The sequence below is a fragment of the Pseudomonas sp. FBF18 genome, from assembly GCF_024261405.1.
In the GTDB taxonomy this organism is placed as follows: Bacteria; Pseudomonadota; Gammaproteobacteria; order Pseudomonadales; family Pseudomonadaceae; genus Aquipseudomonas; species Aquipseudomonas palmensis.
In genome coordinates this window covers 130816-152610 of record NZ_QKRS01000005.1, presented here as the reverse complement: position 1 = coordinate 152610, position 21795 = coordinate 130816, and the positions used below count along the sequence as shown (strand labels likewise).

Here is a 21795-nt window from a genome sequence, read left to right as displayed (position 1 = left end):
CGCGGAAGGCCAATCAAATGCCCCCACTGAAGCTCTGTGGCCAAAGCACGTGAGAGCCGAAGAACATGGCGAGGATGATGGCGTCCACCAGCACGATCAGCGGGAACGGCACGTTGAGGGCGAAGATCACCACGAACGAGGCGCCGGCCATGGCCCACAGCCAGCCATTCTTCAGGGCTCGCGAGCCGAGATTGTCTTTTCCCCAGTTCTGTCTGGCAGTCGTGATCAACGTTTTACGCAATCAGCCAGGTGAGTTATTCACTCAGAGCAATGGTCGGTACCTCGCATTTTTGGTGCTGTTCGCTGCTCTTTCTGAAGTCCCTTACCGGATGGTCAGCACCTCGGGCACCTTCAATGTCCTGGTCACGTTGGCGCTAGGGCTTCTGGTCGCTTGGAGAGTTCAGCACCGGACGCTCGAAAGCCTAGTAATGGCTGGCGGTGCAATTCTGGTGGGTTATCTGCTGAGCGAGCCGCTGATGTACTGCTTCTACGGGGTGTTCGTGCCGGCGGCTCTGGTGCTTGCCATCAAACGCCCCGAACTAATCGTCAACTCTCGTACTGGCCTATTCGAACAGGCGGCGCAGCTTGAGCCGTTCGCTGTTCTGGCGCTGCTGATCGCGGCTTTGGCTCCTTTGCTCGGTTTGGTTCTGTTCTGGGCCCGGCTGCCATTCAAGATCTTGCCAGTCACACAGTGGAGCTATTGGTTCTACCCGTCAGGGCTTCTGGGAATTCACAACCTGCTTTAGCTGCGGGCTTTGCTTTAACGCTGGCATCCCCTGGGTCAAGAACGCCAGCGCTGAAAGAGCCCACGCACTGCCTTAATGGCAGTGGCGCTCGCCCGTTTTGTGATTGGTGTGGCAACCCTTGGAGTCAGTACCACCGCTGTGTGCGAAGGCGGCTATCGAGGAGAACGAAAGGACGGCAGCAATCACGAGGGAAACGATTTTCATCAGGCTACTCCATGCTCAGCGTTGTAGTGGCAAATTGCCTTGGCGAGCATATGGCCAAGTGCCTCCCGTTAACAATCCTAATTGCCGCGAAGCCGATGAAAGGAATGACTGGTATGGGTCGTTAGCTGTCGTTCATGACGGGTATCTAACGGAGTGATCTGCTATGCGTCCTATACTCCCGTTGGCAAAACCGGAGGACGGCATGGACGATTTACGGAAAAAGATAGAGGCGGGTGAGCCACTGATGCAGCAGGCCATTGAGGCATTGCGAAGGTACCACGAAGCCAAAGCTGCGGGGCGCCCATCCGATGAGACCGAGCACCTGAGAATTCTGGCGGAGTCGTTACTTGAGGCCGTTTCGGAGTACCAACTTCAAGTATTTGGAGGCCCAACTAGTGTGGTGTTTCACAAGTAACACTCATATTTTGGTCTAGGCTTTTCAGCATCAGAAATGCCTCGGAGCAACGATATGAAAACCGGCCGACCTGCTGCCCTGATTGAGTTGAGCGACGAAGAACACCTCGAACTGCTTCGCCGCTCCCGGCAACGTAAAGGCCCCGCCGAATCCCGAATTCGGGCCGAAATCATCTTGGCGTGTGCAGGTGGAGAGTCAGGCACCTCGATCGCCCACAGGCTCGGTATTGGCGTGCACACGGTTTCACGTTGGAGGGTGCGATTCAGTCGGTTGCGGCTTGATGGTTTGAATGACGAACATCGCTCAGGTCGGCCTCGCAGCATTACCGATGAACAAGTACAGGACGTGGTTAATCAGGTACTGCAATCCAAACCCGAAGATGCCAGCCACTGGAGTACTCGCTCGATGAGTCAGGCAACCGGTATTTCTCCAGCCAGCGTCATGCGGATATGGCATGCCTTCGGACTCAAGCCTCACCTTGAGAAGACGTTCAAGCTTTCGACCGATCCTCTGTTCGTCGACAAGGTCCACGACATTGTTGGGCTCTATCTCAACCCGCCCGACAAGGCTCTGGTGCTCTGTATCGACGAGAAAAGCCAGATTCAGGCGCTGAACCGTACCCAGCCAAGCTTACCTCTTGCCCCCGGCAATCCCGTCACTCGCACACACGACTACAAACGCCATGGAACCACATCGTTGTTCGCGGCGCTGGACATTGCTACGGGTGAAGTCATCGGAAGATTGAAGCGTCGACATAGAAGCACGGAATTTCTTGCCTTCCTCAAAGAGGTGGACGCCAACGTACCAGAGGACATGCCTGTTCATCTGGTGATGGACAACTACGCGACACACAAGACCGACAAAGTGAAAGCATGGTTGGCAGCGCATCCGCGCTACCAAGTGCATTTCACACCGACATCGGCATCCTGGTTGAATCTGGTGGAGCGCTTTTTCTCGACGCTGAGCGAGAAGTGGATCAAGCGCCAGGCACACACCAGCGTGAAGGATCTGGAGGAGTCGATTGAGTACTACTTGTCCACTTACAACGCCAACCCTCGACCGTTTCGCTGGTATCGAAAGGCCGAGGACATTTTGGCGAGCGTCGGCCGGGCGGCCGAGGTATTAGGCCGAAAAATATGAATGTTACTTGTGAAACACCACACTAGGCCTCTTCATTAAAGGTTTATGTCTACAGCTTCTCTTGCCCCTCTGGACCCAAAGCTGCCTTTTATGGAGGGCTGCTGGGGTCATTAGCAGCCTTCCGCCAAGAGCAGCTTTGGGTCGTTAGCTCTCAATCGTCGATGGATACTTTCGCCGCTCAGCTATGCAAGCGACTGGTCAGATCGAACGCCAATCGATGGTCACATCGAATGCAAACAGGTGGTCACGTGGGTGCAATTACACATGGCTGTCTGGCTTGTAAACGTAATCCATATCCTCTGCGCGGATATTCCATTTTTCAGCAGTTTCCCGGGCACCTTCAGCATTGAGCAGTACCTCACGAGCGGGAGGAAACAGGCTTGAGTAGTGATGGGAAAAATGCCCGATCAGCATCAGAATTACCTGCAAGTTGGCCGACCCTAGCATGTATTGATCTGCGAGGTTTCTCGCTTGGCTACTTTGGAGGGTACCGATGAAATCGCTGTGTGCGTGGCCACTTAGAAACGGGTAGTAGGAGGTGAAATAAGTCTTGTGTAGCCCCGCATCCACCGCTAGGTCGTTCCAATGCCACCCTACGTCCCAGCTGCCTTTGCGAAGGCGGTCTTGCTGGGGAGCAGCATATTTTTGGAAGTGCGGTGAGCTTTGAATAGAGGGCCATAGTGCTGCTGCATCGGTCTCTGCCTTGTTTCGGGCTACTCTGGCGTCATCGATGGTTGCTGCTATTTTGCTTCGTTTCTTCCAGCCGCAGTATTCCCAAACGTTATGCCTAAACTCTCGCAGCGAATCATCCCCGCCGCTAAGGAGCCACGTCATTACCAGGTAATTTTCAAGCGCCGAACGGGTCAGAACTGCCATCGAAGAGTGATCAATGAAGCTGCCCGCAGGGATTGTCTCGTTCCTGAATGGAGACGGTTCGAGCAGTGTCCTCACTGAGCACATGTGCCGAAAGAGTTTCTTGGCCAAATCATGTTGAATGAACATCCACGCTGGGGTGTCGGCTGCCGGGTCGGATTGTTCTGCCTGGGCTGTGATCATTTCAGCCATCAACCCGATGAGGACCTCGAACTCTTTTTCCAGCCCGGTCTCTCGCTTGTACTGCATACACATCCTCCTTATCGCAACGTTCCAGTACGCTGAGTCTAGGCTGAGCGTGAACGCTCAGGGAGCCGTCAACGACTGCACAGGCCAACCCTGGATCTGCGAGACGGTGCAAGCCCGGAATAGCGCCTTTGCTCGCTTCGCGGAAGCATGTCGAAACCACCTATCGGATAGCGGTCGTATCTGCTCGTGGATTGGTAAATTTTGAATCAGTCTGAAGACGGGCATGAGCTGCGAGCTCATTGCGCGTACGGATTTGGTGTGGATCTGATTGCGGGGTCTGGCGAGGGGGGAGGCGATGATGGACAACGATGAGATTCGACGTAAGACGCGTCTGAGAGAGGCTCAATCCCTTGAAAGAGCTGTATCCAGGATCCTTGGCAGCGGCGATCTTCTTTGCTTTGAAGATTTAGCTAGTCGCATCCATTTTCAACCCAACCTATCCCGATCAATCCTCAGTACCTGGGAAGCCGAGAACCGTGTGTTCTCGATCATTGTGGATCATGAGGCCCTGTATCCACTCTACGCATTTTCACCCGAAGGTGAGTTGCTGCAATGCATGAACGATATCATCCTGACGTTATCCCCCCGGAAAACTGGCTTAGGAATGGCGCTCTGGTTCGGTAGTTCCAATAGCTATCTCGCGGGTAAGAAGCCACTCGAGCTCTTGCTTCTCGATCCTGCGCTCGTCTCCTCAGCGGCTCGTGCCGAGGTCTGTAGCTTCCTCCAAGGTTAGTTCAGGTCTACATTGGAGGCGCTTTTGGATAGTAGGCGCTCCCTAAACCCAACCTGATCCGAAATAGGTAGTTCGAGAAGCGATGCGATTGTCGGATGCAGTTCCAAGACAGGAGTGCTTAGCGCCGCCTGCAGCCGGCGTTCCAGCGCGCGCCTGGGGGCTCCGCCAAGCGGCTACCCTCGTGGCTAAAACTCGCAAAAAATTATTTATCGAGAAATAGGAAAGAATCCTTTTGGGATAAGCCGGGGCTAAAAACCGATCGCCAAGTCCACGGGAAAATAATATCGGCGTCGTAGTATTACCCCCGAGAAAAAGCAAACCCAACCAAGCAGGAGGTTGGTATTCGCAAGTGACAAAAGTTTACGTGAGATCTACTTAAATATGCTGGTTGCTGGAGCTTTAGCGCTTCTCCAGTACATACCCAACCCCTCTAAGTGTATGGATTAACTTGCTTTCAAAGGGGTCGTCTATTTTCGCCCTGAGCCTACGGATAGAAACCTCAACTACATTGGTGTCGCAGTCAAAGTTCATATCCCAAACTTGAGATATTATCTGCGTACGGCTAAGCACCAGTCCGGTGTTGCGCATCAAATAATGCAGAAGCGCGAACTCTTTAGTCGTCAGGTCAATTCGTTGCCCGTCCCGGAATGCTCTGTGGCGGCTCTGGTCGAGTTCCAGATCAGCTACTCGAATTGTTTCTGTAGACGATGGGTGATCGGACCTACGCATCAAGGCGCGGACGCGAGCAAGCAGCTCAGGGAACTCAAATGGCTTGATCAGGTAGTCATCTGCGCCGTTCTCAAGACCTCTGACCTTGTCGACCAAGCGGCTCCTCGCGGTGAGCATCATGATGCGCGAAGGGCAATTTTTTCGCCTTAGTAGCTCGAGAACCTGCCAACCATCCATATCTGGAAGGTTTATATCGAGAATGATCACCTCGTATTCGTGTTGTTTGGCCAGGAATAGACCATCTGGACCGGTATGTACGCAATCAACGACATAACCACACTCTGTTAGGCCTTGGCGCACATATTCCGCAGTTTTAACCTCATCCTCAATTACCAGAATTCGCATTTGATTTTGTCTCGATATCACTGAGCCATTAACCGTGCGCTTGCGCCGGTGTTACTGAACGGATGATAAATCATAACTAACGTATTAGGGCTCAAATTACATATTTGTAATTTGTAAGCAATGCGCCTGATAACCTTTCGGTATACTGTGTCGCAGTTTTCGTCACCATGATCCCTTTGACTAGAAGGTGATTTAGCCTTATGAAATATTTGGTTGTTTTCTTCTTTGTTTTGATCTCGTTTCGTTCAGATGACGGAGAGGTTCCTCACATTGAAGAGACCGAGCACTGGTGCAGTCATGAGCTACATCGACATGCGATGCATGTACTCGAACGAATATTTAAATTTTAGGTGAAAAAAAGGCGCCCAAAGGACGCCAAATATCCACCTTTTACCAAAGGAGCAATTAAGCTACTCAAGGTGAATTCTTGATGTTAAGTCTTTGGTTGATTCGGATATTTATTAATATCCGAATCAACCGGTGCGATTACAGAATCGAGAGTGGGTACTCCACGATCACACGAGTTTCATCCAGATCCGATTCAAACGCAGTGGCGCGAGTAGTGGCCTGGCGCAACCGGAAGGACAGGTCTTTGGCTGGACCTGTTTGTACGACGTATTTGACCTCGACATCACGCTCCCAACGCTTCTGATTGGTGAGTGGATCGCCGTTATTGTCAGTGCGCATGTAGAACTGGTTGGCGTTCGAGTAGTCTGCGCCTGAGCCTCTGGCGTAGCGGGTCATGAACGAAAGTCCAGGAATGCCGTAGCTAGACATGTTCAGGTCATAGCGCAGCATCCAGGAGCGTTCCTTCGGAGAGTTGAAGTCGCTGTATTGGATCGAGTTGTCGACGAAAATGGAATCCGACTGACGCAGATAATCGAAGTCGTCATCGCCGTTGTTGCGCTGGTGCGACAGTGCGAGGGTATGAGCACCATAACGTACTCCGACCTTAGCACTCCAGATGTTGTTATCGAACTCACCCAGGCGTCGCTTGCCCTCATCTACAGCCTTGTAATAATTGAAGCCACCGAGCAGCGCGAGGTTGTCGCTCAGTGGGTAAACGACGCTGGTGCCAGCGTAGTATTGATTCCAGACATCTTTCAGTTGACTGGCGTATACGCTCACGGTGACATTGTCGTTGACCTGATAGTCGCCACCACCGTAACCGATCCAAGGCGAGTTTACCGGGCCGCCATAGAAGGTAACGAAGTTATCGTTCAGGTTGCTGGAAACCGGCTGGCTCATCGCATGCAGTCGACCCCCCTGCAGGGTGAGGCCCTGGATGCTGGTGTTTTCAACCGTCACACCACGGAAACTCTCTGGCAGCAGGCGAGAGTCGCCCGATGCAACCACGGGCGTCGATGGAAAAACATCACCCACCTTCACCACGGTATCGAACAAGCGGACTTTTGCTGCGCCACCAACCTTGGTGTACTCATCGCGAGCTTCGCCCTTGTTATCAACGGGAAGCACGTCGAAGGAGCTTCGGCCGCCGTTGCGTCCGTCGCCGGTATCAAGCTTGAGGCCGATCATAGCGAAGGCATCAACACCAAATCCGACTGTACCTTGGGTAAACCCGGAGTTGAATTTGGAAATGATCGCGTGTGCCCAGGCTTCGGAATAGCCATTGGTATTGCCCTTGCCGCTATTATAGGTAGGGGCAGAACCATCGCGATTATCACGATTGAAGTAGAAGTTTCTGTTCAGGACAGTGAGGCTACTGCCTTCAATAAAGCCTTCCGGCTTTTCTTCAGCTTGTGCCGAGATAGCATAGCTTCCAGAGAGCGCAGAAACTGCGGCCAGATAAAGTGGTACCTTAATTCTCATTCGATGCTCCTTTGATTTATGGCAGCTTTTATTATGTTTTACTTGCGCGGGCGTCTTTATATGTTCTAACCCGGCAGCGCGCCTAGCGTAGCGCCGAGCTAATATTTGCAGGGCAAAGATAACGAGAGGGTGATAGATCAATTACAATTTCGTCATCTGTTCGTTATCTTTCTCGGTTTTACGCGTGCTACTCATTTGCCTGGTCTGTAATAAAATCCGTCACATGGGCCGATTTCTTCAGTGTTTACAGGTGATACCGGCATTTCTTACGAAATTGTAATTTTCTAGCCACCCCTCTGATAGCTGCCGCTGATTAGAGTGCCATCACCTAATCCAGTGGGGCTTGGCAGCTGATTCCGCGTTCTCGCCAAGCTTTATCAAAGTTTGTGCACGAGGACTATCAAAGTGCCCCGGTATAACCGCAATATTTTAACCAAGACCTCTGTCTCGCCCTGGAAGATCGCTGCGCTCTGTGTGGCTATCTCCGGATTGATGGCACCTGGTGCATTTGCTCAAAGCATCAGCTTGCCGCAAGCACTCTCCACAGCAATGGATGCCAACCCAGATCTCGCTGCAGCTAGACAGGAGATTGGGATAGCGGACGGCGCCCGCAAGCAGGCTGGGCTTATCCCCAACCCCGAAATTTCGTACGACGTTGAGGACACTCGTCGGAGCAACAGCCAAACGACCGTTACGCTTAGCCAGACGCTCGAGCTTGGTGGTAAGCGGGGTGCCCGCGTTGAAGTCGCCACCTACGGCCAAACTGTCGCGCAGTTGGAGTTAGATCGTCGTGTAAACGGACTGCGGGCTGACGTCGTTCAGGCTTTTTACGCAGCCCTGCGGGCCCAGACTGGGTTGGATTTGGCTAAACAATCTCTGGAGTTGACTGAGCGTGGCCTTCGGGTTGTCGATGGACGCGTCCGCGCAGGTAAGTCTTCCCCTGTGGAGTCCACGCGTGCCCAGGTGCAACTGGCCGAAGCCAAGCTGCAGGTTCGCCGCGCTGAAACGGAGAAAGCGAACGCCTACCAGCAGCTCAGCCAAATTACTGGTAGCTCGGTGACCGTATTTGATCGTCTGGACTCTCCGACCCTGTCTCCGGGGGTGCCTCCTCAGACGGAAGAACTGCTTTCGAAACTCGATCAGACTGCCGAGATGCGTCAGGCAGTAGTGCAGATCGACAAGAGCGACGCCTCGCTTGGTGCAGAAAGAGCACAACGTATTCCGAACCTAACGGTGAGTGTGGGTAGCCAATACGACCGCTCCGTGCGTGAGCGTATCAATTTGGTTGGACTGTCCATGCCACTACCTCTGTTTGATCGTAATCAGGGCAACATTCTTTCCGCTTCTCGACGTGCAGATCAGGCCCGAGACCAGCGTAACGCTGTGGAACTGCGACTTCGTTCGGAAACCCAGACCGCACTGAACCAGTGGACCACCGCCATGCAAGAGGTTGAGTCCTACGACAAGACCATTCTGCCGTCTGCCCAGCAGGCTGTGGAAACCGCAACCCGCGGATTCGAGATGGGCAAATTCGGCTTCATCGAGGTGCTGGATGCCCAGCGCACTTTGATCCTCGCGCGTGGCCAGTACCTCGACTCGCTGGCAGCTGCGACCAATGCGCGTGCGCAGGTGGAAAGGGTTTATGGCGACGTTGGTACGAGTGCCGGCGTTCGCTGAACAGGACACACAATTCTTGAGCACTGGTTTTGAAAAACGCGGTGCCTACGATCAGCAGGAGTAGCAATGGATAACAAACGCAAGATCGCCCTCGCGGTTGCCGCTGTGGCAGCCCTCGGATTTGGCAGCCTTGCCTGGGATAGCAGTTCCGAGTTGCAGGCAGCCGGCGCTGCCGAGCACGGCGCTAACGATGGCCATGGCGACGAAAAAAAGACCACTTCATCCGCCCAAAAGGCTGGTGATGAGGGGCATGGTGAAGAAGGCCATAGCGAAGAGGGTGGAGAGGAAGAGGGCAAGCTGACGCTCAGTGCCGAGCAGATCAAAGCAGCCGGTGTCGTCTTGGAGTCTGCAGCTCCTCGTGACCTGGGCACAATTGTGAGTTTCCCAGGCGAGATTCGCTTCGATGAAGACCGCACTGCACACGTTGTTCCTCGTGTACCGGGTGTTGTGGAAACTGTTCAGGCCAACTTGGGCGAGACGGTCAAGAAGGGCCAAGTCCTCGCTGTGATCGCTAGCCAACAGATCTCTGATCTGCGCAGTGAGCAACAAGCCGCACAGCGTCGCCTAGAACTGGCCCGCGTGACCTTCGACCGTGAGAAACAGCTGTGGCAGGACAAGATCTCTGCCGAGCAGGATTACCTCCAGGCACGCCAGGCGCTGCAGGAGGCCGAGATCTCGCTGGCCAACGCCAAGCAGAAGGTCGGCGCGATCGGTGCCTCGGTCAATTCCGTTGGCGGTAATCGCTACGAGCTTCGCGCCCCCTTTGACGCTGTGGTGGTGGAGAAGCATCTGACCATGGGTGAAGTCGTCAGCGAGGCGACCAACGCCTTCATTCTCTCCGACCTCAACCAAGTCTGGGCCACCTTCGCAGTTCCTCCTACCGACTTGGGCAAGGTCGTGACTGGCCGCGCCGTGAAGGTTTCTTCGCCTGACATGAACGTCTCGGTCGACGGCAAGGTGGGTTATGTCGGCAGCCTGTTGGGCGAGCAAAACCGTGCAGCGACCGTCCGCGTGACCCTGACCAACCCTAGCGGCGCTTGGAGACCAGGTCTGTTCGTGAACATCGCGGTCACCTCTCAGACTGATCGAGTCGCCGTTGCAGTTCCTGAAAGCGCCGTACAGACCGTGGAAGACAAACCTTCGGTATTCGTGCGTACCCCAGAGGGCTTTGACACTCGCCCGGTAAAAACCGGCCGCCGCGACAATGGGTATGTGGAAATCACCGACGGCATCGAAGCCGGCGCCCAGGTTGCAGCCAGTGGCAGCTTCACACTCAAGTCCGAGCTTGGCAAAGCATCTGCCGAGCACGGGCACTGATGCGAACTGACAGGATGATTTCTCATGTTTGAACGTATCATCAGATTTGCCATTGAGCAGCGCATCGTCGTAATGATCGCTGTTCTGATCATGGCCGGCATCGGCATTTACAGCTATCAGAAGCTGCCGATCGATGCGGTACCCGACATTACCAACGTCCAGGTGCAGATCAACGCTTCAGCGCCTGGCTATTCGCCTTTGGAAACCGAACAGCGGATCACGTTTCCTGTTGAAACGGCCATGGCCGGTCTCCCGGGCCTTCAGCAGACCCGTTCCCTGTCTCGCTCTGGCCTGTCTCAGGTCACCGTGATCTTCAAGGACGGCACGGACATCTTCTTTGCTCGCCAGTTGATCAACGAGCGATTGCAGGTTGCGAAGGAACAGCTGCCAGAGGGTGTAGAGGCCGTAATGGGTCCGGTATCCACCGGTCTTGGCGAGATCTTCCTGTGGACCGTCGAAGCCGAAGATGGCGCAGTCAAAGAGGACGGTACACCGTACACGCCCACCGACCTGCGGGTAATCCAGGACTGGATCATCAAGCCTCAACTGCGCAACGTCCCAGGTGTGGCCGAGATCAATACCATTGGTGGCTACGCCAAGCAGTTCCTGGTCGCGCCGGATCCGAAGCGCCTTGCTACCTACAAGCTAACCCTCAACGACCTGGTCGCAGCGCTGGAGAGCAACAACGCCAACGTTGGCGCCGGTTACATCGAGCGTAATGGTGAGCAGTTGCTCATCCGTGCGCCGGGTCAGCTAGGCAACATCGAAGACATCGCCAACATCGTGATCTCCAGTGTGGATGGCGCTCCTATTCGCATCAGCAACGTCGCTGATGTCAGCATCGGCAAAGAACTCCGTACAGGTGCTGCCACTGAGAACGGCCGCGAGGTCGTGCTCGGTACCGTATTTATGCTGATCGGTGAAAACAGCCGTACCGTGTCCCAAGCTGTCGCTGCCAAGCTGGCTGACATCAATCGCACCCTGCCAAAGGGCGTGGTCGCCGTAACTGTTTACGACCGTACCAACCTGGTTGAAAAAGCTATTGCGACGGTGAAGAAGAACCTGGTGGAAGGTGCGATCCTGGTAATCGCCATTCTGTTCCTGTTCCTCGGTAACATCCGTGCAGCACTGATCACCGCGATGGTGATCCCGCTGTCCATGCTGTTCACCTTCACGGGTATGTTCAACAACAAGGTCAGTGCCAACCTAATGAGTTTAGGGGCGCTCGACTTCGGCATCATCGTAGACGGTGCCGTGGTTATCGTGGAAAACGCGATCCGTCGCCTGGCTCATGCACAGCACAAGCATGGCCGCATGCTAACCAAAGCCGAGCGCTTCCATGAGGTCTTCGCTGCCGCGGGTGAAGCTCGCCGGCCACTGATCTTCGGCCAGTTGATCATCATGGTGGTTTACCTGCCGATCTTCGCCCTCACCGGCGTCGAAGGCAAAATGTTCCACCCCATGGCCTTCACCGTCGTGATGGCGCTTCTGGGTGCAATGATTCTTTCCGTCACCTTCGTACCTGCGGCCATCGCCATGTTTGTCACTGGCAAGGTCAAGGAAGAGGAAGGTGTGGTGATGCGCACTGCGCGGCGCCGTTATGAGCCGGTTCTGCAATGGGTACTTGGGCATCGGAATATTGCTTTCTCGGCCGCAGTAGTCTTGGTCGTGCTGAGCGGTGTGCTTGCAAGTCGTATGGGTAGCGAATTCATCCCTAGTCTGAGTGAGGGGGACTTTGCTATGCAGGCCTTGCGTGTGCCTGGGACGAGCTTGAGCCAGTCTGTTGAAATGCAACAGCGCCTTGAGAAGGCCGTGATTGAACAGGTGCCGGAAGTAGAGAGGATGTTTGCGCGTTCGGGCACGGCAGAAATTGCATCTGACCCGATGCCGCCCAATATCTCCGACGCCTACATCATGCTCAAACCTAAGGACCAGTGGCCCGACCCCAAGAAGCCTCGCGATGAGCTGATTGCTGAAGTGCAGAAAGCTGCTGCCAACGTTCCAGGCAGCAACTATGAGTTGTCCCAGCCCATCCAACTGCGTTTCAACGAGTTGATTTCCGGCGTTCGAAGCGACGTCGCTGTGAAAGTTTTTGGCGACGACATGGGTGTGCTCAACAGCACGGCTAACAAGATTGCCTCAGCGCTCAAGGCGGTACCGGGCTCTTCGGAGGTCAAGGTTGAACAGACCACCGGCCTGCCGGTGCTGACTATCAACATTGATCGTGAGAAAGCCGCACGCTACGGTCTGAACATTGCGGATGTTCAGAACTCGATCGCCATCGCTGTCGGTGGCCGTACGGCCGGCACGTTGTATGAAGGTGACCGTCGCTTCGACATGGTGGTGCGCCTGCCTGAGGCCGTGCGTACCGATGTAGCAGGTATGTCCAGCCTTCTGATCCCTGTGCCGGCCAATGCCTCTCAAGGCGCCAATCAGATTGGATTCATCCCGTTGTCGCAGGTCGCCAACCTGGACCTGCAACTGGGTCCGAACCAGATCAGCCGCGAGAACGGCAAGCGTCTGGTGATCGTCAGTGCCAACGTCCGGGGCCGCGACCTTGGGTCGTTCGTTGAAGAGGCCAGCGCGTCCCTGGCAACGAATGTGGAGATCCCCGCCGGCTACTGGACCAATTGGGGTGGTCAGTTCGAGCAGTTGCAGTCGGCTGCCAAACGTCTGCAGATTGTCGTTCCGGTCGCTTTGCTGCTGGTCATGACCTTGCTGTTCCTGATGTTCAATAACCTCAAAGACGGCATGCTGGTCTTTACCGGCATTCCATTCGCTCTCACTGGTGGGGTCATGGCGTTGTGGCTGCGGGACATCCCATTGTCGATCTCCGCAGGTGTTGGCTTCATTGCGCTCTCAGGTGTGGCGGTGCTTAACGGCCTGGTGATGATTGCTTTCATCCGAGGCCTGCGAGAGGAAGGACGCACGCTCAGACAAGCCGTCGATGAGGGCGCTCTGACTCGACTTCGCCCCGTTCTGATGACTGCCTTGGTTGCATCACTGGGCTTCATCCCGATGGCCTTGGCCACTGGTACCGGGGCAGAAGTTCAGCGGCCACTGGCGACGGTGGTGATCGGTGGGATCTTGTCTTCCACGGCGCTGACCTTGCTGGTACTTCCCGCCCTGTATCATTGGGCGCACCGCAAGGATGAAGACGGCGATGAGGTCGAAGTCGTCAACTGATACTCGTTAAGAAAAAGCCCACAATATGCATTGTGGGCTTTTTTCTATCTGAACTAGTTTAGCCAACCTTACAAAATTGTAAGTCTCTCGTCATGCCGGTGATGTCTGTAGGTTGCTAGAGTTACATCCGAGAAAGTCTTACATTGAGAGGATGTATGAAGAAAATTATTGTTGCTGCTGCACTTGTTATTTTTTCAATAGCTTCGCAAGCCAGCACTTTTTCGGAGAAAAGACAGCTGCAATATATCCAGGAGCATCAGACTGCTGTTGCAAAGTACGCGGAGAAAAATGGCAAACCTATGCCGGAGATACAGGACTATAAATACGGTATGAAAATTGATGTAGCAAAATTTGTTCGTCAATCTCAAGACCCCCGTACCTGCAAGGTTTACTCGCGGTTGATGACCTTCGAAGACTCCCAGGGTACGCTAAAGACAGTCCGTTATTCTCTGTATTCGCAGTGCGTAAATGATAAGTAGTGTTCGTTTTTCTTCGAAAAATAATCGATTTTATAAATGCCAAGCAATGCTTGGCATTTTTTATTTTCTCTGCAGCTATTTGGTAACGGCTGGTCTTGTTTTTCGGCGCCTGCGAGTACGTAGTGGAATAAATATCAGGTCACCAGACACGATGCCCAATAACTGCCCCCAAAGGTAGTAGCCTCAGAAAGGACGAGTTATGAAAGTTTTGCTTGAACACCCAGACGAAAAAGTAGGGTCTGGAAGCCATAGTCATGAGCATGGTGGCATATTTGGTATGAACACCGAACTGGTCTTCGCGCTAATCTGTGGCACTCTCCTGGGAGCCGGAGCTCTCGCAGGGAAACTCGGCCTGATTGATAGACTGCCGCTGATACTCTACGTATCTGCTTATGTCTTCGGTGGTTGGTTCACAACCAAGGAAGCTATCACCAACCTTCGCCAAAAACGTTTCGAGATCGATACGCTAATGCTTTTTGCGGCCGTAGGGGCTGCAAGCATGGGGGCTTGGGCAGAGGGGGCTCTGCTACTGTTCCTCTTCAGTCTGGGGCATTCCCTTGAAAGCTATGCGATGGGCCGGGCGAAAAAAGCTATTGAGGCGCTGGCCAAACTCGCACCTGCAACCGCCATCGTACGACGCTCCGATGGTACGCAGGAAATGCCAGTGGATCTTGTGGTGCCCGGTGACGTTGTCATCGTACGCCCAAATGATCGCCTGCCAGCCGATGGTTTTGTGGTCGTAGGGTTCTCGAGCATCAACCAGGCTCCTGTGACCGGTGAGAGCGTCCCAGTGGACAAAAAACCAGTCGCTAGCGCAGCTCTCGCGCGCAGTAAGCCGGATGCTGTAGATGCTGCATCCAAGGTTTTCGCGGGCACCATCAACGGCGAAAATCTGATCGAGATCGAGGTGACACGGCGCTCCACGGAAAGCACCCTGGCGCGAGTCATCAAAATGGTCAGTGAAGCAGAGGTCCGGAAGTCGCCGACCCAGCGATTCACGGATCGCTTCCAGCGGATTTTCGTCCCTTTGATCCTGCTCTTGGTGGCAGGCCTGGTATTTGCCGGCATTTTTCTCGACGAGCCTTTCCGAGATTCGTTCTATCGCGCCATGGCCGTTCTGGTAGCCGCAAGTCCCTGTGCGCTTGCGATAGCAACACCCAGCGCCATTCTTTCAGGTATCGCCAGAGCTGCTCGGGGTGGGGTGTTGATCAAGGGTGGTGCACCGCTTGAAGAGCTTGGCTCATTGAGCGCCATGGCATTCGACAAGACTGGTACCTTAACCGAAGGACGCCCTCGTATTACCGATGTAGTACCCGTGGGCGGTACCAAGATCGAAGACCTTCTGACTGTTGCAATCTCCGTAGAGTCGATGAGCGACCACCCGCTCGCTGTAGCCATTGTGCGCGACGGTGAAGAGATGATTGGAACCAGAAGTAAACCCCAAGCAACGAATGTGAGGAACCTGGTTGGTCGGGGTGTCCAGGCTGAGCTAGATGGTCAGCAAGTTTGGATCGGCAAAGTTGAGATGTTTGGTGCTGATGGTATTCCCTCCCTCACCGAACCTGCTCTGGAAGCTGTGGAGCGACTGCGTCAATCAGGTCGCACAACGATGATTGTGCGCCGTGGTGATCGTGATCTGGGAGCGATTGGATTGTTGGATACGCCCAGGGAAGGAGTGAAGGAGGCGCTTCAGGAGCTCAAGCAAATGGGCATTGAACGCATGATCATGATCTCAGGCGATCACCGTCGCGTTGCAGAAGCTGTCGCCAAACAGGTGGGCTTGGATGAGGCGTGGGGGGATCTAATGCCGGATGACAAGGTTCAGGCTATCAAGAACCTGCGCATCACCTCCAAAGTAGCGATGGTAGGGGATGGTGTGAATGACGCCCCGGCCATGGCCAATTCTAGCGTGGGGATTGCAATGGGTGCGGCAGGCTCCGATGTTGCCCTGGAAACGGCTGATATTGCGCTTATGGGCGACGATATTCGACAACTTCCATTTGCGGTCGGGCTAAGCCGCCATACGAAATCCATCATCCGCCAGAACCTATTCGTCAGCTTAGGGATCGTCGCGATACTGGTCCCCTCCACAATGATGGGGTTAAGCATCGGTGCTGCCGTCGCTATTCATGAGGGGTCCACGCTTCTGGTCGTGTTCAACGCCTTACGCCTGCTGGGTTACCGCAGGAGCACTTGATCTCTGAACATAAACAAAGGGGGCGCATTGAGCGCCCCCTTTGTACACGACAGTCTGAAAGTGGATCAGAAGACGTATTGCAGGCGGGTTACGAGAGCGTTGCCACTGTCGTCTCCGGCCGCGTTCTCGGCATTGTCAGTGCGCACGTTGATGTAGTCGGCACTCACCTTCACGGCCTCGTTGACATACCAGTTCACACCGATTGTGTGGCTCTTTGCTTTGCGCTCATCTGACTGAGCCGCAGTGGTGACCAGGTTACCGTCCTCGACCTTGATGTCGTCAAAGCGATAGAAAACTTCCCAGGCCCCCAGATCTTTGTTCTGTGGTTTGATGGTGTCAAACTTGGCACCGTCGAGTTTGTAGATGCGGGGCTCGCCAGTCAGCGTATACGCCATTTGTGCGTAGTAGCCCGATGCTTTCAGGTCATTGGTTGCCTGGTCAGCTTGCAATTTGCGGCGAAGGTATTCAGCTTGCACAGAGAACGGGCCGGTAGCCCAAGCACCTTCAACACCCCAGACCGAATCGTCGCTCCACAGGCCTTCTTGCGCCGTGGCGCCGCCAAACAGCATGCGATTGCCGTTGGTACCCGCATCACCACCGCCATTGGTATCCACACCACGAACGCCGAGACGTGAGCGGATCCGGGTGTCTACTGAACTGTCTTTGAGGTCGCGATAGGCATACTGGGCACCGATGTGCAGGACGTTGCCATCAGAATGCAGCGGTGCGAAGACACCGCGCACGTTATAGCGTTTCGTGCTGTCGCCATCGTTATCATTGTTGGTTTCGCTAAAGACGCTACCCGACAGGTAGGCCATGTTCGCGATGGTGCTGGTGGCTTGAACGCCCATGCCAGCGTTGTCGTTGATCCAGTCTGCTACATCGTAGGAAAGGTTTCGCTCCATCCCGGTTGTCCACTTCGAGCTGGTCGCCTTCTCAAGACCGAAATCGGTGTAGAAGCGGCCGAATCGCAGTTGGACTGGAGCGAAGCCCGTGTAGGTCAGGCTCGCTTCGTCAAAGTAGCCATCGGCGTCGTTACCGGTGTTGCGGGACAGGTCGTAGCTAACCTGGTACTTCCAGTCACGGTACAAGGTACCGCCGAACTCGATGTAGGCGCGACGGAAGTAGGCTGCGTCAGCAGTATCGCCATTCTTGGTGAAGACACCGTCGAACCGTCCGTAGTCGGCCTGAACCCTGCCGCCCAGTTTGAAACTGAACTCCTTATCGGTAGTAGAAAGTTCAAGACCGCCCTTGGTTTTGAGAACGATATCAGCTCCGTCGCTAGTGACTACTCCGGAGAATGCTTGCGAGGAAAATGTGCCTATTATTGCGGCAGCCAAAAGCTTCACTCGCATGTTCGAAGAACGGATCATTGCTTGCCTCTCGTGTGTTAAGTGCTAAGGCGTCGACGGGATGTTTGCCCTCCGTCGGGCCTAATAGATCTGGCAGATGTGAGCAGGTCACGTTCGTCACCTGCTGCAACAAGATGCCTTTGTTCTAAGCACTATGGCTAGATCGCAAGCAAAAATGACAGAAGTGTTTCTGTAATGTTAAAGAAAGACTTCTGAAAAATAACGAGCTTGTCATTTATCAAGCCAGTCACTTTTGTCCAAGAAGCTTTTTTTAATCAGTCGACGGATATCCAAGGCCTGAGGGTTGCGTGTGAGCGTTGACTTTATAACAAGATAGACATCTTTATCTTCCAAGTCTTCGAGAAATCCTGGCACGAGCGTGATGTTTCTGTCCATTTTACGGCTGTAATCTGGCAACACACCAATGCAGGCCCCCCCAACCACCAGGCCGCGGGAGAAATTGTAGTTCTTGGCTCTGGTCGTCCCTCCTCGGTGGCCGGAAATTATAGAGGCCCAATTTTTGGAACCCGAGAGAATGTCATCGTCCCAAGGAAGAACGAGCATAAAATTCTGTAGGTCATCACTCGCCACTGGGACCGTGACACTTCTTGAGTAGCGGCTTGAGATAAATAACGCGTGTCCGATCCGGCCAAGCCGTTCGAACCTGTACTCGGGGTAGCGATCGAAGGCATCGTCATCAGATGGTGTCACGAGAACAATACCCACATCGACGTCACATCCATTGAGCATTTTCGGGGTGCACTCAGAGTGGATCTCCAGTTGCATTTCAGCATGATCCCGAACGTAGGCGACGAGATCTCGATTGACGATATCGCTGAGTACCGGTTCTGTGATCGCAAGCGTGAGCCCCGGGATGCCCGTGTCGCCGGCTTTTCCAAGGCCCTCAGGGCCAAAAAGTTGCGAAAGGTAATGGCTGACCTTGTCGCCTATTCGAGTCAGAGCAAGCTTGTTGTTTTTATAGACGAATACAGGAGAACCGATGTGCTCCTCTAGCTTTTCCAGGCGCCTCCGAAGGCCTACTACAGGTAGGTTGAGCGCCCTGGCTGCCTGTTTAAAATTTGCACAACGTACGGTTGAGAAAAATTCTAGCGCTAACTGTTTATCAATTGGCAGATCATCCAATATGTCAGGAATGCAAGAAACAGTAATGCCAGTAGATGTTTCATTTTGTGTAGCCATTTATTCCCCCTTGTGCGGGGAGAATTTATCTCAATGTGGATCTGCAGTTCCCGATACTATCAATATTGTAATTTCCGCGTAATCTAATTGTTATTTGGCGAGGTTGATTTCAATAAAGTAATTATGAGGAAATCTTTTTGATATTTTGGCGTGCTAGGTTTTCCGTAAAGTTTTAACCCTATAATCGGCATCTGCTCCCCAGTTTTCTACCGACATTTGATTCACTTTTTTTTCACCTTTGCTTCCATAGTCTCAGCACATGGAAACCAAATGCCCGCCTCTTGTATTTTTGCTGTTCCGATATTTAGGCGTCGGATCAATAGCGACAGCGATACATTATGCAATCTTCTTGGCGCTTATCGAAGCGGAGCTTGCTGATCCCGTGTCGGCCAGTATATGTGGCAGCATGGTAGGTGCTATTGCAAGCTTCATCGGTAATCGAGCGCACTGTTTTAAGGCAGATGGTTCTCGAGTGCTCCAGCCTATTAGGTTCACACTTGTCGCTCTGGCAGCAAACCTAGGTAACGGAGTGGGTATTTGGGTACTCATTAAATTAAGTTTCTCACCGCTTATCGCCCAGGCCTTAGTGACTATAGCCCTTACGGCACTTGGATTCATTGCACATCGTTTCTGGACATTCAGCCATGCAGACATTAAATCGGTTTCCCGAGCGCCCTGATCCCTTGTTGACCATTGTGGTTCCCTGCTTTCAAGAAGAAGACACCATTCCAGAGTTCCACCAACGCGTTACCAAAGTTGTTAAGCGGCTACCTGTTTCTTGCGAGATTCTCTACATCGACGATGGCAGCAATGATGGTACTGCAGAGCTGCTGCGTGAGTATCAGGATGGCTCGGCTGTTCGATGCCTTTTCCTGAGTCGAAACTTTGGAAAGGAGGCCGCGTTGAGGGCTGGGATAGATCATGCTCGCGGCAGCGCGCTCATCTTCATTGACGTCGACTTGCAAGATCCGCCTGAGCTCATTCCCGGCATGGTGGAGTTCTGGCAAAAGGGTTATGACGTGGTGAACATGCAGCGCAATCTGAGAACCGGCGATTCGCTTTTCAAGCGCATGAGCGCTCGAGCCTACTATTGGGTCATGCAGCGTCTGGTGGATAAAGTGGATTTGCCCGCCGATGTCAGCGATTTTCGCTTGATTGGACCCGCTCCGCTTGCAGCTATTCGAGCATTGGATGAGCGTTCCAGCATCCTTAAGGGCATGATCGGCTGGGTAGGCTTTCGCACCTTTGAACTACCCTATAATCGCGCTGTTCGTCATGCAGGGAGCAGCAAGTGGAACGTGGCTGGACTAATCAATCTTGCCATCGAGAGCATTCTCAGTTTTTCTCGCAAGCCGCTGCGTATCTTCAGTCTCGCTAGCTTTGCACTCTTCGTTTCCAGCTTCTGCTACATGCTCGCAGCCCTCGTGGCTGGTAGTTTCGATGTCCATCATCTGCTCGTCGGAATGGCCTCATTTATGTGCGTCGGTGTCGCCATGGTGGGGGAGTACCTTGGCCTGACACTCGCAGAGGTTAAGCGCCGCCCCCAGTATTTCTTGAAAAACAGTCCCAAAGCGGAGTGCGCGTCTATCCACCCTTCGGTCTCATCGTTCGAGGGTAAGAAATGCTGAGTTTGAAGAGGGAGCAGACGTTATGGCGGATATTGGGCGCTATTTTGGTCCTACGTTTATCAGGATTGGGTGTCTACCCCCTGATGGACACATCGGAGGCCCGTTATGCCGAAATGGCGCGAAAAATGGTCGAGCTGAATGACTGGATCACGCCCATGTTCGATTACGGGGTACCGTTTTGGGGCAAACCACCACTGTCTTTCTGGACGCAAGCCGCGAGCATGACGATCTTCGGGGTCAATGAGTTCGCTGCTCGATTCCCTGCATGGCTGCTGCACCTGGCTAGCTGTTTCATCATCATCAAGCTCGGTACGCAGCATTTCTCGCGTAACGCGGGCATTTGGGCGGCAATAATCTTTTCCAGCACAACGCTTGGCTTGGTCTCCAGCGGAGTCGTACTGACCGACCCCGTTCTATCGTTCTCAATTTTGCTGGCCAGTTATGGGTTCTGGCGTTGGATGCAATGCGCCGACAAAGCGTACGCCTATCTGATGTTCGCAGGTTTGGGGCTAGGTCTGCTTGCTAAAGGCCCGCTGACCCTGGTGCTAGTAGGGGCGCCGGCATTCCTCTGGATCGTGATTTACAAGGAATGGAAACGGGTGCTAAGGCTACCTTGGGCTGGCGGCCTGGGTCTTATGCTCGGCATCTCTGTGCCTTGGTACGTCTTGGCTGAGATGAAGACACCAGGCTTTATGGAGTACTTTTTCGTTGGTGAGCACTGGAGCCGTTACGTCGTTAGCAACTGGGCTGGTGATCTTTACGGCAGCGCCCACGCCAAGCCATACGGGACCATCTGGCTACAGCTCGGGTTAGCGCTTCTTCCGTGGGTATTCTTCCTTCCATTGCTGATCCGTAGGCGTGCGTCGCTGCAGCGGTTTGAGGCCTACCTCTGGCTCTGGGCGCTGGCTACTCCGGTCTTCTTCACGTTCGCCGGCAACATTCTGTGGACCTACCTGCTTCCTGCGCTCCCAGCCTGGGCTTTGCTGCTGTCGGGCCGGGTCAGCGATACCGGCCCGAAGACTACATGGGCTGCTGCTATGAGTGCTTTGATATTGCCAATGATAGGAGCGGGCATAATTTACGCTGGCGCAATGGAAACGCGGCCTCAGAATCAGCGGGATGTGATCCAGGCTTGGCTCAATGCTCAGTCTACTCAGCCGGGCCCCCTGATCTATCCGGGACGCCGGTCGTACTCATCCGAATTCTACAGCACTGGCAAATCCGAGCACATCAAGGATCCTGCCAAATGGCCAAGCAGTGGCTTGTTTTATCTATCGAGGCGCTTGCGCGACAGCAATGCTGAGCTGCCTACCGGCCTGGAGTGCACCAAGATCACAGAAGCCAACGCCAGCCAACTACTGCTATGCCGTTGGAACGCCGACGAGAAAAATGCCCAAAGCCTCGCCATAGAAAGCAGCACGAAAACTTATCAGAAGAACGAGGGCTAAATTTAGGATGAAAAAAAGCCAGGTATTAACCTGGCTTTTTTGTTGAC

General features: G+C 53.8%; 19 protein-coding genes. 12 read left to right on the top strand and 7 right to left on the bottom strand.

Going from position 1 to position 21795, the window contains the following annotated elements; all coding sequences use genetic code 11:
• Positions 1 to 13 precede the first annotated feature (13 nt).
• The gene (locus DN387_RS10485) at positions 14 to 151 is read right to left on the bottom strand and encodes a hypothetical protein (protein WP_009405341.1); all 138 of its coding nucleotides are present in this window, start codon (positions 149 to 151) and stop codon (positions 14 to 16) included.
• On the opposite strand from DN387_RS10485, the gene DN387_RS10480 reads away from it, so the two are divergent.
• Positions 150 to 746, top strand: coding sequence for a TraX family protein (locus DN387_RS10480; protein ID WP_009405340.1), 597 nt, complete (start codon positions 150 to 152; stop codon positions 744 to 746). The two genes, DN387_RS10485 and DN387_RS10480, sit on opposite strands and share 2 nt — an antisense overlap.
• A gap of 72 nt (positions 747 to 818) precedes the next feature.
• Here DN387_RS10480 and DN387_RS10475 read toward each other — a convergent pair whose 3' ends face one another.
• The gene (locus tag DN387_RS10475) at positions 819 to 950 is read right to left on the bottom strand and encodes a YHYH domain-containing protein (protein WP_095158879.1); all 132 of its coding nucleotides are present in this window, start codon (positions 948 to 950) and stop codon (positions 819 to 821) included.
• A gap of 202 nt (positions 951 to 1152) precedes the next feature.
• On the opposite strand from DN387_RS10475, the gene DN387_RS10470 reads away from it, so the two are divergent.
• Both DN387_RS10470 and DN387_RS10465 read left to right on the top strand, forming a co-directional pair.
• Positions 1153 to 1365: a hypothetical protein gene (locus tag DN387_RS10470; RefSeq protein WP_037061891.1), complete on the top strand. Its 213-nt coding sequence runs from the start codon at positions 1153 to 1155 to the stop codon at positions 1363 to 1365.
• A gap of 54 nt (positions 1366 to 1419) precedes the next feature.
• The gene (locus DN387_RS10465) at positions 1420 to 2505 is read left to right on the top strand and encodes an IS630 family transposase (RefSeq protein ID WP_043859632.1); all 1086 of its coding nucleotides are present in this window, start codon (positions 1420 to 1422) and stop codon (positions 2503 to 2505) included.
• Between the two features lie 258 nt (positions 2506 to 2763).
• On the opposite strand, the gene DN387_RS10460 is transcribed toward DN387_RS10465, so the two are convergent.
• Positions 2764 to 3627 carry a DUF5677 domain-containing protein gene (locus DN387_RS10460; RefSeq protein WP_236171621.1) on the bottom strand — a complete coding sequence of 288 codons (864 nt, stop codon included), beginning with the start codon at positions 3625 to 3627 and terminating at the stop codon, positions 2764 to 2766.
• Between the two features lie 298 nt (positions 3628 to 3925).
• Between DN387_RS10460 and DN387_RS10455 the strand changes: the two genes are divergently transcribed.
• Entirely contained in the window at positions 3926 to 4360 is a 435-nt protein-coding gene (locus DN387_RS10455; RefSeq protein ID WP_037058650.1) for a hypothetical protein, read from the top strand.
• A gap of 399 nt (positions 4361 to 4759) precedes the next feature.
• On the opposite strand, the gene DN387_RS10450 is transcribed toward DN387_RS10455, so the two are convergent.
• Positions 4760 to 5434, bottom strand: coding sequence for a heavy metal response regulator transcription factor (locus DN387_RS10450; protein ID WP_009395004.1), 675 nt, complete (start codon positions 5432 to 5434; stop codon positions 4760 to 4762).
• Positions 5435 to 5920: 486 nt separating this feature from the next.
• Positions 5921 to 7264, bottom strand: coding sequence for an OprD family porin (locus DN387_RS10445; RefSeq protein WP_009395002.1), 1344 nt, complete (start codon positions 7262 to 7264; stop codon positions 5921 to 5923).
• A 405-nt stretch (positions 7265 to 7669) separates the two neighbouring features.
• On the opposite strand from DN387_RS10445, the gene DN387_RS10440 reads away from it, so the two are divergent.
• The 5 genes from DN387_RS10440 to DN387_RS10420 all read left to right on the top strand — a co-directional run bounded on the left by DN387_RS10440 (position 7670) and on the right by DN387_RS10420 (position 16120).
• A complete protein-coding gene (locus DN387_RS10440; protein WP_143502135.1) occupies positions 7670 to 8941 on the top strand; it encodes a TolC family protein in 1272 nt (423 codons plus the stop codon).
• Between the two features lie 66 nt (positions 8942 to 9007).
• Positions 9008 to 10258 carry an efflux RND transporter periplasmic adaptor subunit gene (locus tag DN387_RS10435; RefSeq protein WP_009394999.1) on the top strand — a complete coding sequence of 417 codons (1251 nt, stop codon included), beginning with the start codon at positions 9008 to 9010 and terminating at the stop codon, positions 10256 to 10258.
• Between the two features lie 24 nt (positions 10259 to 10282).
• A complete protein-coding gene (locus DN387_RS10430) occupies positions 10283 to 13444 on the top strand; it encodes a CusA/CzcA family heavy metal efflux RND transporter (protein ID WP_009394998.1) in 3162 nt (1053 codons plus the stop codon).
• A gap of 155 nt (positions 13445 to 13599) precedes the next feature.
• Positions 13600 to 13923, top strand: a complete 324-nt coding sequence (locus DN387_RS10425) for a DUF2790 domain-containing protein (protein WP_009394997.1) — start codon at positions 13600 to 13602, stop codon at positions 13921 to 13923.
• 199 nt (positions 13924 to 14122) lie between these two features.
• Positions 14123 to 16120 carry a heavy metal translocating P-type ATPase gene (locus DN387_RS10420; RefSeq protein WP_037058648.1) on the top strand — a complete coding sequence of 666 codons (1998 nt, stop codon included), beginning with the start codon at positions 14123 to 14125 and terminating at the stop codon, positions 16118 to 16120.
• Between the two features lie 65 nt (positions 16121 to 16185).
• Here the strand turns inward: DN387_RS10420 and DN387_RS10415 are convergent, their stop codons facing one another.
• Both DN387_RS10415 and DN387_RS10410 read right to left on the bottom strand, forming a co-directional pair.
• Positions 16186 to 17493: an OprO/OprP family phosphate-selective porin gene (locus DN387_RS10415; RefSeq protein WP_009394993.1), complete on the bottom strand. Its 1308-nt coding sequence runs from the start codon at positions 17491 to 17493 to the stop codon at positions 16186 to 16188.
• A gap of 210 nt (positions 17494 to 17703) precedes the next feature.
• Positions 17704 to 18672: a LysR family transcriptional regulator gene (locus DN387_RS10410; protein ID WP_037058644.1), complete on the bottom strand. Its 969-nt coding sequence runs from the start codon at positions 18670 to 18672 to the stop codon at positions 17704 to 17706.
• 259 nt (positions 18673 to 18931) lie between these two features.
• Here DN387_RS10410 and DN387_RS10405 point away from each other — a divergent pair, with 259 nt between their 5' ends.
• Genes DN387_RS10405 through DN387_RS10395 form a run of 3 tightly spaced genes read left to right on the top strand, consistent with a single transcriptional unit; the run spans position 18932 to position 21748 of the window.
• Complete coding sequence (locus tag DN387_RS10405) at positions 18932 to 19351, top strand: GtrA family protein (RefSeq protein WP_009394988.1); 420 nt, start codon at positions 18932 to 18934, stop codon at positions 19349 to 19351.
• Entirely contained in the window at positions 19317 to 20300 is a 984-nt protein-coding gene (locus DN387_RS10400; RefSeq protein ID WP_009394987.1) for a glycosyltransferase family 2 protein, read from the top strand. The genes DN387_RS10405 and DN387_RS10400 overlap by 35 nt, the downstream gene beginning before the upstream one ends.
• A complete protein-coding gene (locus tag DN387_RS10395) occupies positions 20294 to 21748 on the top strand; it encodes a glycosyltransferase family 39 protein (protein ID WP_009394985.1) in 1455 nt (484 codons plus the stop codon). The genes DN387_RS10400 and DN387_RS10395 overlap by 7 nt, the downstream gene beginning before the upstream one ends.
• Positions 21749 to 21795: the final 47 nt, after the last annotated feature.